This window comes from Streptomyces spongiicola (assembly GCF_003122365.1).
GTDB lineage: Bacteria > Actinomycetota > Actinomycetes > Streptomycetales > Streptomycetaceae > Streptomyces > Streptomyces spongiicola.
Genome location: NZ_CP029254.1, coordinates 2,622,998 through 2,636,143, shown reverse-complemented (window position 1 = coordinate 2,636,143; position 13,146 = coordinate 2,622,998). Strand labels below are relative to the sequence as shown.

Here is a 13,146-nt window from a genome sequence, read left to right as displayed (position 1 = left end):
CCGCGGGCGGTCGCGGCGGTCGCTGAGGCGGCCGTCGTGGCGCTCATCGTGTGGGCCGTCCCCGCGGGCGGGCGCGGCGGGGCCGTCGGGACGGGCGGGGCCCCGGGGCAGCCGGGCCGTCCCCGTGCGCGGGGCGCGGCATCGTCTTCGACACGTCCAGCGACGAGCCTGCGTGGCCTGCACGGTCCGTCCCCGCGCGCGCGGCGCGGCAGCTCGCCGAGGCTCGCGAGCTGGCGAGCAAGGGGCCGTACCCGCGCGCAGGGCGCGGGCGCGGCGAAGTCAACGCGGCCTGCTTCGGCCGGGGGCCCCCGCGGACCCGGGCGCGGCGGGGACGGGTCGGGGTGCCCGGCCGGGCGTCGTAGGCTGAGGGGGTTCGACCTTTCCGGAACGCGGAGCACCTTTGAGCCAGCAGAGCCGTCGCCGTCCCTCCCAGTCCTACCGGCCCCCGAAGAAGGATCCCGTGCGGATCCTCGCCTTCGACGCACTGCGGGCGGTGGACGAGCGCGACGCCTACGCCAACCTCGTCCTGCCCCCGCTGCTGCGCAGGGCCCGTGAACAGGGCGACTTCGACAGCCGGGACGCGGCGCTCGCCACGGAGCTGGTGTACGGCACGCTGCGTCGGCAGGGCACCTACGACGCGATCATCGCCGAGTGCGTCGACCGGCCGCTGCGCGAGGTCGACCCGCCGGTCCTCGACGTACTGTCGCTGGGCACGCACCAACTGCTCGGCACGCGCATCCCGACCCACGCCGCGGTGTCCGCGAGCGTCGAGCTGGCCCGGGTCGTCCTCGGCGACGGCCGCGCGAAGTTCGTGAACGCCGTGCTGCGCCGGATCTCGCGGAACGACCTCGACGGCTGGCTGGAACGGGTCGCGCCGCCCTACGACGAGGACCCCGAGGACCACCTCGCCGTCGTCCACTCGCACCCCCGCTGGGTCGTCTCTGCCCTGTGGGACGCGCTGGGCGGCGGGCGGGCCGGGATCGAGGACCTGCTGGAGGCCGACAACGAACGGCCCGAGGTGACGCTGGTCGCCAGGCCGGGCCGGTCGACCGCGGGCGAGCTGCTCTCGCTGCTCGGTGCGGACGGCGGGCTGCCCGGACGCTGGTCGCCGTACGCCGTGAGGCTCGCCGAGGGCGGTGAGCCGGGCGCCCTCGGCCCTGTACGGGAGGGGCGCGCGGGAGTGCAGGACGAGGGCAGCCAGCTCGTGGCGCTCGCCCTCGCGGCAGCGCCGCTGGACGGCCCGGACGAGCGCTGGCTGGACGGGTGCGCGGGGCCCGGCGGCAAGGCGGCCCTGCTGGGCGCGCTGGCCGCCGAGCGCGGTGCCGCCCTGGTCGCCGCCGAGAAGCAGCCGCACCGGGCCCGTCTCGTCGAGCGGGCGCTGGCGGGCAATCCCGGCCCGTACCAGGTGGTGACCGCGGACGGTACCCGCCCGGCCTGGCGACCGGGCGCCTTCGACCGCGTCCTCGTCGACGTGCCCTGCACCGGCCTGGGCGCGCTCCGCCGCCGGCCCGAGGCACGCTGGCGGCGGCGCCCCGAGGACCTGGACGGATTCGCCCCGCTCCAGCGGGCCCTGCTCCGTGAGGCGCTGGAGTCGGTCCGGGTCGGCGGAGTGGTCGGCTACGCCACCTGCTCGCCGCATCCCGCCGAGACCCGCGCGGTCGTCGACGACGTGCTCGGGGAGCACGGGCCGGTCCGGGCCGAGTGGATCGACGCCCGCCCTCTGATGCCGGGCGTACCGGCCCTGGGCGACGGCCCGGACGTCCAGCTGTGGCCGCATCTCCACGGCACGGACGCCATGTATCTGGCACTGCTGCGCCGCACGGCCTGACGGCGCGGCGCCGCGGTGGGTTCCCCCTCTCGCGGCCGCGTCTCACCGACCGTGGCCACGGTCGAGACCGCGCAGATCGGAGGCGTTCGTTCGGTCCTGCGGGGCGTGTCGGGTCCCCATGCGCTCTCTGGCCCCGAGCGGCTGTCCGTGTTCACCCGCCGGAGGCCGCCCCGGCGGGTGAGGGCGGCCTCCGGCGGCCCCCGGCGGGTCGAAATCCGGATGCGTTTCCGCCGGTGCCCACTCGTATACTCGTGCGACCTCACGGAGGGGGAGGCGGAGTCGTGAAGCTTGCCGAGGCATTGGCAGAACGTGCGGAAGCGGTGCGCCGCGTGGAACAACTGCGCGCGCGCGTCGTCGGCAGTGCGCGGTACCAGGAAGGCGAGACGCCCTCCGAGGACGCGGCCCGGCTGTTGGCCGAGACCGGTGAGGTGCTGGACGCGCTGGAAACGTTGATCCGGCGGATCAACCGCACCAACGCCTCCGTGGAGATGGGCCCGGAGGGCACGCTCACCGACGCCCTCGCACGCCGGGATGTCCTGCGGTTGCGTCACTCGGTGGTCACCGCGGCGGCGGACGCGGCAGCGGGTACCGGCGATCGGGGGTACGGCCGGCAGCTTCGGTCCGAGCTGATGATGCTCTCCGCGCTTCCGGTCGCGGAACTACGCGGTCAGGCGGATGCGCTGGCCCGGGAGATCCGCGAGGTCGATGTGCGGATCCAGCGTACGAACTGGGAGGTCGACTTGCTGGACTGACTGGTCCGGCAGGGCCGGAACGATGTGGAGCGGGTAGCAGCTTCGGAAGCGTGCACACACCGAGGGCCGGCGGTTTTCCGACCCACCTGTGGCAGCGTGAAGAGCAACGCGGGGGTTCGACTCCCCTCAACACAGTGCAGCTCAGCACGGCGCACAGGTAACAGTGCACATCGCACGGCACATCACCACGTGCAGGTCCGGGCGGCGAGGGCGGGTTCGGGGCTTTCCACATCGCGGCACCATGAGGGACGGCGATCTCCGGCGGACACCGCCGGTGACGCTCGGTGGTGCTCCCGCATCCGCGGGTCGGTTGACCACGCCGGTCACCGGCGGTCGCGAAGGATGCGAGAGACCGGCGACGGCGCCCGTCAGCAGCCCGCCGGACGCAGGTGCGACGGGGCGGAGACCCGCCCCGCGCGACCACTCCCGGGGCTTTGGGCATCGCCGTGAGACCGAGCGGCTGGGCACGGCACGAGTCGGAGTCGCCGTGAGAAGAGGCCACGGCGTCGCCGTAGGACACGAGAAGCGAGAACCCGCACGCCGTCCTGGGGCTTCGGACCCGGGCACCGTGGGCCTTCCGTGCCGGCGAACCGGCGAACCGGCGAACCGGCGAACCGGGGGATCGGGGGATCTCGGCCGGGCGGCGGGTCGGGCCGGCGGCGTCCGGCGGCCCGGGCGGCAGCGGCCGGAACCGCCGGACGTTCCGGAATGTCGGATTCGTGGTTACTGGGGTGCCTGGCGGAGCGGGCGGCGCCGCGGAAAGGGCGGCTTCCTCCGGTTCCGGGGCCGAGAAGTGCGCGGGAGCATGGCAGTCTTGGCACATGGCCCAGATCAACCCCAGCATCCTGTCCGCCGACTTCGCCCGGCTCGCCGAGGAGGCGAAGGCCGTCGAAGGCGCCGACTGGCTCCACGTCGATGTCATGGACAACCACTTCGTGCCCAACCTGACGCTGGGCGTTCCGGTCGTCGAGTCGCTGAGCCGGGCGACGGGCACCCCGCTGGACTGCCATCTCATGATCGAGGACCCGGACCGCTGGGCCCCGCAGTACGTGGAGGCCGGCGCCGGGTCCGTCACCTTCCACGCGGAGGCCGCCGCGGCACCGGTGCGGCTCGCGCGGGAGATCCGGGCCAAGGGCGCGCGCGCCGCCATGGCGCTCAAGCCCGCCACCCCCGTCGAGCCGTACGAGGACCTGCTCCCCGAACTCGACATGCTGCTGGTCATGACCGTGGAGCCGGGCTTCGGCGGCCAGGCGTTCCTCGACATCATGCTCCCCAAGATCCGCCGTACCAGGGAACTCATCAACAAGCACGGCCTGGAACTGTGGCTCCAGGTCGACGGCGGCGTCTCCGAGTCCACGATCGAGCGGTGCGCCGAGGCGGGCGCCGACGTGTTCGTGGCCGGATCCGCGGTCTACGGGGCCGAGGACCCGGCGCAGGCCGTCCGGACCCTGCGCCGGCAGGCCGACCGGACGATCGCGTCGGCGCCCTGGGCGTGCAACCACTGAGCCACGGCTCGGTGAACGGGGCCCTACCGGGCTGATCGACAACACCCGGATCTGTCAGGATGGCGGTTCCGGAGTGTGAACAGCAGTGAGGAGAACGCGGTGTCTGCTATGTCGGCGGGACGGTCGGCCCTGCGGATGGGACCCGCGGAGCTGGTGCAGGCGGCGGCGATGGCCCGGCGCTTCTATCTCGAGGGCAAGTCCAAGATCCAGATCGCGGAGGAGTTCGGCGTCAGCCGCTTCAAGGTGGCCCGGGTCCTGGAGACCGCGCTCGAGCGCGACCTCGTGCGGATCGAGATCCGTGTCCCCGCCGAACTGGACGCGGAGCGCTCCGACGCGCTCCGCGCCCGCTACGGCCTGCGGCACGCGGTCGTCGTGGAATCCCCGTCCGAGGGTGTGGAAGAGTCGCCCGACCCGGAGAACCTCGGGGAGGTCGCGGCGGATCTCCTCGGCGAACTGGTCGCCGAGGGGGACGTGCTGGGGCTGGCCTGGGGCCGTTCCACGATCCACATGGCGGCCGCGCTCGACCGGCTGCCGCCCTGCACGGTCGTCCAGCTCACGGGTGTGTACGACGCCGGGACCGCGGAGCGCGGCTCGGTGGAGGCGGTGCGGCGCGCCGCTCAGGTTTCCGGCGGAGAGGCGCACCCGATCTACGCGCCGATGCTGCTGCCGGACCCGGCCACGGCCGCCGCGCTGCGGAACCAGACGGGTATCGCCCGGGCCTTCGAGTACTTCGACAAGGTCACGGTCGCCTGCGTCTCGATCGGCTCGTGGGAGCCCGGCATCTCGACGGTGCACGACATGCTCAGCGACGAGGAGCGGGCGCACTACGCCTCGCTCGGCGTCGCGGCCGAGATGTCCGCCCACCTGTTCGACGCCGACGGCAGACGCGTCGGCCGTGACCTCGGCGAGCGCTGCATCACCGTCGAGGCCGACCGGCTGCGCCGCATTCCCGAGGTGGTCGCCATCGCCGGGGGCCAGCGCAAGGCGGCGGCGATCGGGGCGGTGCTGCGGTCCGGTCTGGTGACCAGCCTGGTGACGGACACGGCGGCGGCGGACTACCTCCTCACGGAGTCCCGCCCCGCCCCGCGCCCGGCGCGTGAGCGGGCCGACCCGGACCACTGAGCGCAGACCCCCGGAGCAACTCAGTGCCGGGGCGGACCAGTGAGCGAAGACCCGGAGCAACTGAGCGGGGCGGACCACTGAGCGCCGGCGCGGATCGGGGCTCGCCCCCCGTGTGACCACGGCCGGGGCCGGGAACGCGGTCAGGTTCCGGGTCGGGGCCCGGGCCGGGCGCCGGGTTGCGCCGGCACCGGCGGTCTGCGGAACCGCACTGAGGGCCGGGCGGCCGTGGTCGGCGTCGGCCGCCCGCCGCGTCGGCCCGGTCGGCGACGGCGCCGGGCCTGGGCCCGAGCGGACGGACCCGTCCGGTGGGCGCCGGAGGCCGGTCGCCCGTGACGCCGATGCAGGGGCCGGCCGGCCCCGCCATCGCACGCCTCCGCGACGAGCCCGGTCCGCCCCGGAATCCCGAGGCGGCTCGGGGATCCCGAGGCGGCCCCGCGTGACCGCGGCTCTCCTCGTGACCCGCGGGCCCCCATGCGTCTGCGGCCTCCACGCGACCGCGCCCGCGCAGATGACCGCGCCCGCCCTCGTGACCGCGCTTCGCGGGCGTTCCCTTCCCACGCCGGGCGCTCCTCACCGGCTTCGCCGCCCGTGCGTGACAGCATCGGCGGCATGCTGAACCGGTCCTCGCGGCTCCTGCTCGTGCTGCTCTCGGCCCTCACCGCCCTGCTGCTGACCGGCTGCCCGGGCGGCGGCGCCGGTACCGGGCACAGCCCCGCAGCCTCGGCGCCCGCCGCCCTCGCCACCGTCCGCACCTTCGACCTGCCGCGGGAGGCACGCGAAACCCTGCGGCTGATCGACGACGGCGGCCCCTTCCCGTACCGCAGGGACGGCAGCACCTTCGGCAACCTCGAGGGGATGCTGCCCGAGCGGGAGCGGGGCTACTACCGGGAGTACACCGTGCCCACGCCGGGCGAGCGCGACCGCGGCGCACGCCGCATCGTCACGGGCCGGGAGGGGGAGGTCTACTACACCGACGACCACTACCAGACGTTCAGGGTGGTACTCCGATGAGAAACGGTCCCCTCGCCGCACTGTTCGGCGCCACCCCGGGGCGGAACATCACCGTGCTCGACCTCCACGGCGTCACCGACAAGCGGACCTTCATGGAGCGCTGCGCCGCGAGCCTCGGGCTCCCGGCCTGGTTCGGCCGGAACTGGGACGCCCTCGCCGACTGCCTCACCGACCTCCCCGGTGAGGAGGGCACCCTCGTCCTCGTCCGCCGGTGGCAGGAGTACGCCGCCGCGCAGCCCGGGGAGTGGCAGCTGGTCCAGGACGTCTTCGGCCACGCGGTCGACGCCATGCCCGGACGGCTCGCCGTACTGCTCGATCTCGGAGGATCCGACGAGAGGGTGTCCGGCGGTGCTGGATGATCGGCCCGCCCGGTACACGACCCCGCTCATGGGAGAATGAAGTACGTGCGCCTTCTCCCGGGCGAGTGTCCGGGACCCCTCCGATCCGACTGGGATGTTCAGCACGTGCGTTTCCTCAACGACATCAAGCCGCCGTACGACCTGACGTACGACGACGTGTTCATGGTGCCGAGCCGCTCGGCCGTGGGCTCCCGACAGGGCGTCGACCTCGCCTCTCCCGACGGCACGGGGACCACCATCCCGCTGGTCGTCGCCAACATGACCGCCATCGCGGGCCGCCGGATGGCCGAGACCGTGGCCCGCCGCGGCGGGCTCGTGGTCATCCCGCAGGACATCCCGATCGACGTCGTCACCGACGTCATCACCTGGGTGAAGACGCGCCATCTCGTGCTCGACACGCCCATCGTGCTCACCCCGCACCAGACCGTCGCCGACGCGCTGTCGCTGCTGCACAAGCGCGCCCACGGGGCGGGCGTCGTCGTCGACGAGGAGCAGCGCCCCGTCGGCGTGGTCACCGAGCACGACCTGTCCGGCGTGGACCGCTTCACCCAGCTCGCCGAGGTGATGTCGAAGGACCTGCTGCTCGTCGACGCGGACATCGACCCGCGCGAGGCGTTCACCAGGCTCGACGGCGCCAACCGCAAGCTCGCCCCCGCCGTGGACGGGGACGGCCGGCTCGCCGGCATCCTGACCCGCAGGGGCGCGCTGCGCGCCACCCTGTACACGCCGGCCACCGACGCGAACGGCCGACTGCGCATCGCCGCCGCCGTCGGGATCAACGGCGATGTGGCGGGCAAGGCCAAGCAACTCCTCGACGCCGGCGTGGACACGCTCGTCGTCGACACCGCGCACGGCCACCAGGAGTCGATGATCGCGGCGATCAGGGCGGTCCGCGCGCTGGACCCGCGGGTGCCGGTCGCCGCGGGCAACATCGTCGCCGCCGAGGGCGTCCGGGACCTCGTCGAGGCCGGCGCGGACATCGTCAAGGTGGGGGTGGGCCCCGGCGCGATGTGCACCACCCGCATGATGACCGGTGTGGGCAGGCCGCAGTTCTCCGCTGTCCTCGAGTGCGCCGCGGAGGCCGGGAAGTACGGCAAGCACGTGTGGGCCGACGGCGGTGTCCGCCACCCGCGCGACGTCGCCATGGCGCTCGCCGCCGGTGCCTCCAACGTGATGGTGGGGTCCTGGTTCGCCGGCACCTACGAGTCTCCGGGCGACCTTCAGCAGACCGCCGACGGCCGGCTCTACAAGGAGTCCTTCGGCATGGCCTCCGCGCGTGCCGTCCGCAACCGGACGAGCGAGGAGTCGGCGTACGACAGGGCCCGCAAGGCACTGTTCGAGGAGGGCATCTCCACCTCGCGCATGTTCCTCGACCCGGCCCGGCCCGGCGTCGAGGACCTGATCGACTCGATCATCGCGGGCGTCCGGTCCTCCTGCACCTACGCGGGCGCGGGCTCGCTGGCGGAGTTCGCCGAGAAGGCGATCGTCGGCATCCAGAGCGCCGCCGGCTACGCGGAGGGCCAGCCGCTGCACGCCAGCTGGAACTGACGGCCGCGGTCCGACCGGCCCAGCCGGTCGAGCACCGCACGCCAACGGCCGCGGCCCCGGGGAGCGTCCCCCGGGGCCGCGGCCGTTCTCTGCTGAAGGCTGAAGGCTGAAGGCTGAAGGCTGACGGCAGGCAGGTACGCAGGCAGGCGGGCAGGCAGGCGGACCGGTTCCGGGGAGCGTCCCCGGGGCGGCGACCGGTCTTCTCTGAGGGCAGGCGGGCAGGCGGGGAGGCGGGGAGGCGGGTCGGCTCCCGGTGGCGGGCGTTCGGCCCGGGTGCGGCCGCGCGCCGCTCACGGAGCCGGGGGCGGAAAGGCCCGGTGCGCTGCGTCCGCGTGGACGCCCGCTGCGCCCGGCGTAACCGCTGCGCCCGGCGTAACCGCTGCGCCCGGTGTCCCCGCCGCGCCGGCGGCTGCCCGCGTGGCGGCGAAGCCGCACCCGTCCACGGCCCCGGCCACCGCCGCGGCGATCCGGGCGTGGCCCCTGTCGTTCGGATGCAGGCCGTCCGCCAGGTCGTCCGCCGCGAGCAGACCCGCACCGGGCAGCAGGGCCAGCCGGGTGTCACCGGCGGCGGCGAGGTCCCGGGTCGCCTCCTCCATCGCCGTGCGGAGGTCCCCCAGCGTCGCGCCCAGCGCGTTGCGCGTCGTCTCGGCGTCCGGGCGCAGGACGGGCGAGACCACCAGCAGCGGCACATCCGGATGCCCCTGCCGGACGAGGGAGACGAAGGCACGGGTCGTCTCGTACAGCAGGGGGGCGGAGCAGGGTACGCCCGACCAGCAGTTGGTGCCGAAGGCCAGGGTCAGCAGGTCGGCGGGGAGCGAGGCGAGCTGCTGCGCGGTCGCGAGGTCGCCGCGGGCCGAGCCGGCGTAGCCGAGGTTGACGCAGTCCAGGCCGAGTGTCCGGCCGGCGGCCGAAGGCCAGGCGTGCGCGGGCCGGGTGGACCACCAGCCCTCGGCGATCGAGTCGCCGTGGACCAGCCAGCGCGGCCGTCGCGGCGCGGGGACCACCCGGCCGCCCACCCCGCGCACCCCGAGGACCATGGGCGCCTGGGACTCCGGAGGATGGACGGTGAACGGCCCCGGTCCGGGTGGCAGGGGGATGGTGACCACCGCCTCCTCCGCCGGTTCGGTGAACGACTCGGACGCACAGCGACCGCCGTGCCACAGCGCGAAGCAGTGCGCCAGGTCGCGCAGCGCGTCGGTGGGGCGGGGCACCCTGGCCCGGTAGCGCAGTTCCACCGCCCGGGCGCCGTGGGGGGCCGTGAACTCCAGCCGTACGCCGATGGGGAGCGCGGCGCGTTCCCTGGTGTCCCACGGCAGCCGGGCCAGATCGCCGGGATCGGCCCGCACCGGCCGCCCGCCGTCGAGCCAGGCCACCCCGCGCAGGAACGGTCCGGGATCGAGCCAGTTCGGGTCCGGTGCCATGGGCCCTCCGTCCGTGGGGTGCGGGATCGTCTGCGGGACCCGACTCCTACCCGCGCGGGGCGGAGGGTGCGCGCCGTCCGGTCGCTGCCGGTGCGGTCGGTGCCCGCCGGGTGCGCCCGTCGGGTACCGGCCGGGTGCGCCCGTCGGGCGCGTGTCGGGTGCCGGCTGACGGTGACCGCCGCCTCGCCGCTGCCCCTCCGGCCCGTGGCCCGTGCCCGTTGCCGCCGGCCGTCGGCCGCCCCGGGCCGGCGGTCGGCGGCCGGCGGCCGGTCGCGCCGTTACCGGCGGCAGCATTGCGCGGCCGGTTGCGGATCGCGTAGCTTCTGCCCCTACCCGGCGGTAGTACCCCCGCTGGCCGTACGTCCCGCACGTCCAGGGGGGGGAGCCCATGCGCCGGCGACTGCGCCCTCCCACGATCCGCGGCAGGATCGTGGCCCTCACCCTGGTGCCCGCCGCGGCGCTGCTGGCGCTGTGGAGCTTCGCCATGGTGTCCGTGACGGGCGACCTGCGGGCGCTGATCCGGCTCCAGAGCGTGTACGAGACGTTCGGTACCCCCGTCGACACGGCCGTCGGGCAGATCCAGGTCGAACGCCGGCTCGCGGCCGCCTATCTGGGGGCGGGCGAGCGCGACGCCGGGGCGGCCGACGCCGCCGCGCTGCAGGCCCAGCAGCGTGCGACCGACGGGGCCGTGCAGGCCATGCTCGACGCCGTCGGCGACCGGGACCGGCGAGAGGACCTCACCGACCGGCAGCGGGAGTCCCTGGACGCGATGGTCCGGGCCGTAGCGGGGCTCGAGGAACTGCGGGACGGGGTGGTCGAGCGCCGGCTGTCCTGGGCCGAGGCCGTGGAGGCCTACACGGTGATCGTCGAGCCGACCTTCGACGTCCAGTCCCAGCTCACCGCGTTGCAGGCCGGACAGCTCGCTCGCGAGGCGCAGGTCGTGGTGGAGCTGGTACGCGTGCGGGAGTTCGTCTCCCGTGAGGACGCCCTCGTCGCCGGGGCACGGGCCGCCGGGGTCGTCACCGACGCCCAGTACGACGCGCTCACCGCGGCCATCGAGGACCGGCGCGTCTTCCACCGCACCTACGTCCCCGCACTGCCGCCCGACTCCCGGAAGCTCTTCACCGACTTCCAGCGGGGCGCCGAGTACCGGGCGCTGACCGCGGGAGAGGACGCGCTGCTGCGGGCCGGCGCGGAGAAGGCGGGCCGGGCCGTTGCGGACGCGTCGTGGCGGACCACCACGGACCGCGCGGTGCGGCGGTACATGCTGCTGTGCACCGAGTCGGCCCTGAACGCGGCCGAGCGCGGACGCGCCTTCGCCTACCGCGAGATGGCCGAGGCGGCCGCCGTCGGACTCGCCGGTCTCGCCGCGGCCGGTCTCTCCGTGTGGCTCTCGGTGAGCGCCGGCCGGCGGATCGCGGGACGGCTCGAGGAGCTGCGGGACGCGGCGGACGTCCTCGCCACCCGGCGGCTGCCCGAGGTGATGGAACGACTCGGCGCGGGCGAGGACGTCGACCCGGCCGCCGCCGCGCCGCCGCTCGACTTCGCCGACGGGGACGGCGCACCCGACGAGATCGCCCAGGTGGGAACGGCCCTCAACGCGGCGCGCCGGGCGGCGGTCGAGGCGGCGGTCAAGCAGGCGACCCTGCGGCGCGGCGTCTTCGCCGTGCTGCTGAACATCGCACGGCGGAACCAGGCGCTGGTACACCGGCAGGCGAAGCTCGTCGACACCCTGGAGCGGCGGACGACGGACCCCGACACGCTCGGGGAACTCTTCCGGATCGATCATCTGACGACCCGGATGCGGCGCCATGCCGAGGGCCTGATCATCCTCTCCGGCGCGGCGCCCGGACGGCGGTGGCGCGATCCGGTACCGCTCGTGGACGTGGTGGCGGCAGCGGTCGGCGAGATCGAGGACTACACGCGGATCGTGGTGCCCCCGATGCCACCGGTACGCGTCGGCGCGGACGCCGTGGCGGACGTGGTGCATCTCGTCGCCGAGCTGGTCGAGAACGCCGCCGCCTTCTCCCCGCCGCACACCCAGGTGACGATGCGTACGAGCGAGGCCCGTAACGGCTTCGTGCTGGAGATCGACGACCGCGGCCTCGGCCTGGACGGCGACGAACTCGCCCAGGCGCAACGCACCCTGTCCAGGCCGGGTGACTTCGACCCGGTCCAGGACGAGCGCCTCGGCCTGTACATCGTGGGCCGTCTCGCCGCCCGGCACGGCATCACCGTCACCCTCACCCGCTCCCCCTACGGGGGGACCACCGCGGTCGTGCTGCTGCCGAACGCGATCATCACGCCGGCGGACCGGGACCGGGACCGGGACCGGGACCGGGGTCAGGACCAGGACCAGAACCGAGGCCAGGACCAGGACCAGAACCAGAACCGAGGCCAGGGCCAGGGCCAGGGCCAGGACCCGGAGCCGGAGCCGGATCCGCATCCGAGGCGGCATCCGAAGCCGCCGTATCCGGAAGCGGGTGTGGGCGCGGGCGCGGGAGTGGACCCGGAAGTGGATGCGGACGCGGACGCGGACGCGGACGGGGAGGAGGACCCCGAACCGGCCCGGATACCGGTCCCGTCCTCCGCCCCGGACGGGGAGCACGAGGCGGCCGCGGCGGGCGGGTCGTCGCTCCCCGCGGCGGAGGAGCCGAGGACCGTCCGCGCAACCGGCTCCGCAGTGGAAGGGACCCCGGCGGGCCCCGCACCGCCCTCCGGCCCGCCGCCGCGGGAGGGATCCGCGCAGCCGGGGACCGAGGCGGTCCCCTCACCCCGGCCCGTCGGCGCAGAGCCGTCCGCGCACACCGGGGCGCCTCGGCCCCTGCCCACCCGGATCCGTCGGGCGCCCCTCGTCGCCGCGCCGCTGGGTGAGCCACCTCCAGGACCGGGCCGGGACGGATCCGGACCGGTGGACCGGGAGATCGGTGCGGAGGAGATGCGGGCCGTGTTCGGGGCCTTCCAACGAGGACTCGAACGGGGGCGGAGCGGCGGCCCGGGTGGGCACGGACGGAGCGGCGAGCCGGGCGGCAGCGGTCGGCCTGAGGGCGGCCGGAGCGAGCACGGCCGGAGCGAGCACGGACGGCCCGGGGACCAGCCGCCCGGGAGCGTGCCGGGGGACCGGCCGGGGACCACGAACGACGAAGGGACACGCGATGACGGCTGAGCCGTACGACAGGGAGGCCGGGCGTACCGCCGCGAGCGGACTCGGCTGGCTGCTCGACGACCTGCTGGAGCGGACCGACCACGTCCGCCAGGCCGTCCTGCTCACCGCGGACGGCCTGGTCACCTGCGCCTCCCGGGGTATGCCGCAGCGGGACGTGGAGCATCTCGCCGCCGTGTGCGCGGGCTTCCACAGCCTGGCCGGCGAGACCGGTTCCCGATTCGCGGCCGGGAAGATCCGCCAGACGATGGTCATGCTGGACGGTGCCTATCTCTTCATCACCCCGGCCGGCGGCGGGAGCCGTCTCGCGGTGCTCAGCGGCGCCGAGACCGACGTCGGGCAGCTCGCCCACGAGATGGCGCTGCTCGTGAAGCGTGTCGGCCGGCACATGACGGTTCCCGAGAGGTCGGCGGACGAGGCACCCGACGCGTAGTCCC

Annotated in this window: 10 protein-coding genes; 9 read left to right on the top strand and 1 reads right to left on the bottom strand. The window is 74.9% G+C overall.

Features of this window, described 5'->3' with window-relative positions; translation table 11 throughout:
* The first annotated feature begins 400 nt into the window (after positions 1 to 400).
* From DDQ41_RS11405 to DDQ41_RS11370, 7 genes are all read left to right on the top strand, one after another.
* The gene (locus DDQ41_RS11405; RefSeq protein WP_109294401.1) at positions 401 to 1,828 is read left to right on the top strand and encodes an RsmB/NOP family class I SAM-dependent RNA methyltransferase; all 1,428 of its coding nucleotides are present in this window, start codon (positions 401 to 403) and stop codon (positions 1,826 to 1,828) included.
* Positions 1,829 to 2,109: 281 nt separating this feature from the next.
* Positions 2,110 to 2,580, top strand: a complete 471-nt coding sequence (locus DDQ41_RS11395) for a DIP1984 family protein (RefSeq protein WP_109294399.1) — start codon at positions 2,110 to 2,112, stop codon at positions 2,578 to 2,580.
* An 821-nt stretch (positions 2,581 to 3,401) separates the two neighbouring features.
* Positions 3,402 to 4,085, top strand: a complete 684-nt coding sequence (rpe, locus tag DDQ41_RS11390) for a ribulose-phosphate 3-epimerase (RefSeq protein ID WP_109294398.1) — start codon at positions 3,402 to 3,404, stop codon at positions 4,083 to 4,085.
* A gap of 75 nt (positions 4,086 to 4,160) precedes the next feature.
* The gene (locus DDQ41_RS11385) at positions 4,161 to 5,207 is read left to right on the top strand and encodes a sugar-binding transcriptional regulator (RefSeq protein WP_109294397.1); all 1,047 of its coding nucleotides are present in this window, start codon (positions 4,161 to 4,163) and stop codon (positions 5,205 to 5,207) included.
* A gap of 609 nt (positions 5,208 to 5,816) precedes the next feature.
* Positions 5,817 to 6,218, top strand: coding sequence for a ribonuclease domain-containing protein (locus DDQ41_RS11380; protein WP_109297677.1), 402 nt, complete (start codon positions 5,817 to 5,819; stop codon positions 6,216 to 6,218).
* Entirely contained in the window at positions 6,215 to 6,577 is a 363-nt protein-coding gene (locus tag DDQ41_RS11375; protein ID WP_109294396.1) for a barstar family protein, read from the top strand. Before DDQ41_RS11380 ends, DDQ41_RS11375 begins: the two co-directional genes overlap by 4 nt.
* A 105-nt stretch (positions 6,578 to 6,682) precedes the next feature.
* Complete coding sequence (locus DDQ41_RS11370; protein WP_216365100.1) at positions 6,683 to 8,125, top strand: GuaB1 family IMP dehydrogenase-related protein; 1,443 nt, start codon at positions 6,683 to 6,685, stop codon at positions 8,123 to 8,125.
* A 290-nt stretch (positions 8,126 to 8,415) separates the two neighbouring features.
* Here the strand turns inward: DDQ41_RS11370 and DDQ41_RS11365 are convergent, their stop codons facing one another.
* On the bottom strand, positions 8,416 to 9,546 hold the full coding sequence (locus DDQ41_RS11365) for a GDSL-type esterase/lipase family protein (RefSeq protein ID WP_262508426.1): 1,131 nt from the start codon (positions 9,544 to 9,546) through the stop codon (positions 8,416 to 8,418).
* A 388-nt stretch (positions 9,547 to 9,934) separates the two neighbouring features.
* On the opposite strand from DDQ41_RS11365, the gene DDQ41_RS11360 reads away from it, so the two are divergent.
* Together DDQ41_RS11360 and DDQ41_RS11355 are read left to right on the top strand one after the other, a co-directional pair.
* The gene (locus tag DDQ41_RS11360; RefSeq protein ID WP_262508425.1) at positions 9,935 to 12,712 is read left to right on the top strand and encodes a sensor histidine kinase; all 2,778 of its coding nucleotides are present in this window, start codon (positions 9,935 to 9,937) and stop codon (positions 12,710 to 12,712) included.
* A complete protein-coding gene (locus DDQ41_RS11355; RefSeq protein ID WP_109294394.1) occupies positions 12,702 to 13,142 on the top strand; it encodes a roadblock/LC7 domain-containing protein in 441 nt (146 codons plus the stop codon). The genes DDQ41_RS11360 and DDQ41_RS11355 overlap by 11 nt, the downstream gene beginning before the upstream one ends.
* Positions 13,143 to 13,146 lie beyond the last annotated feature (4 nt).

Bases quoted from the DNA above. Each gene is read 5' to 3' on its own strand.
- rpe (WP_109294398.1), top strand. From the start codon at position 3,402: ATGGCCCAGATCAACCCCAGCATCCTGTCCGCCGACTTCGCCCGGCTC.
- DDQ41_RS11380 (WP_109297677.1), top strand. From the start codon at position 5,817: ATGCTGAACCGGTCCTCGCGGCTCCTGCTCGTGCTGCTCTCGGCCCTC.
- DDQ41_RS11375 (WP_109294396.1), top strand. From the start codon at position 6,215: ATGAGAAACGGTCCCCTCGCCGCACTGTTCGGCGCCACCCCGGGGCGG.
- DDQ41_RS11365 (WP_262508426.1), bottom strand. From the start codon at position 9,546: ATGGCACCGGACCCGAACTGGCTCGATCCCGGACCGTTCCTGCGCGGG.
- DDQ41_RS11360 (WP_262508425.1), top strand. From the start codon at position 9,935: ATGCGCCGGCGACTGCGCCCTCCCACGATCCGCGGCAGGATCGTGGCC.
- DDQ41_RS11355 (WP_109294394.1), top strand. From the start codon at position 12,702: ATGACGGCTGAGCCGTACGACAGGGAGGCCGGGCGTACCGCCGCGAGC.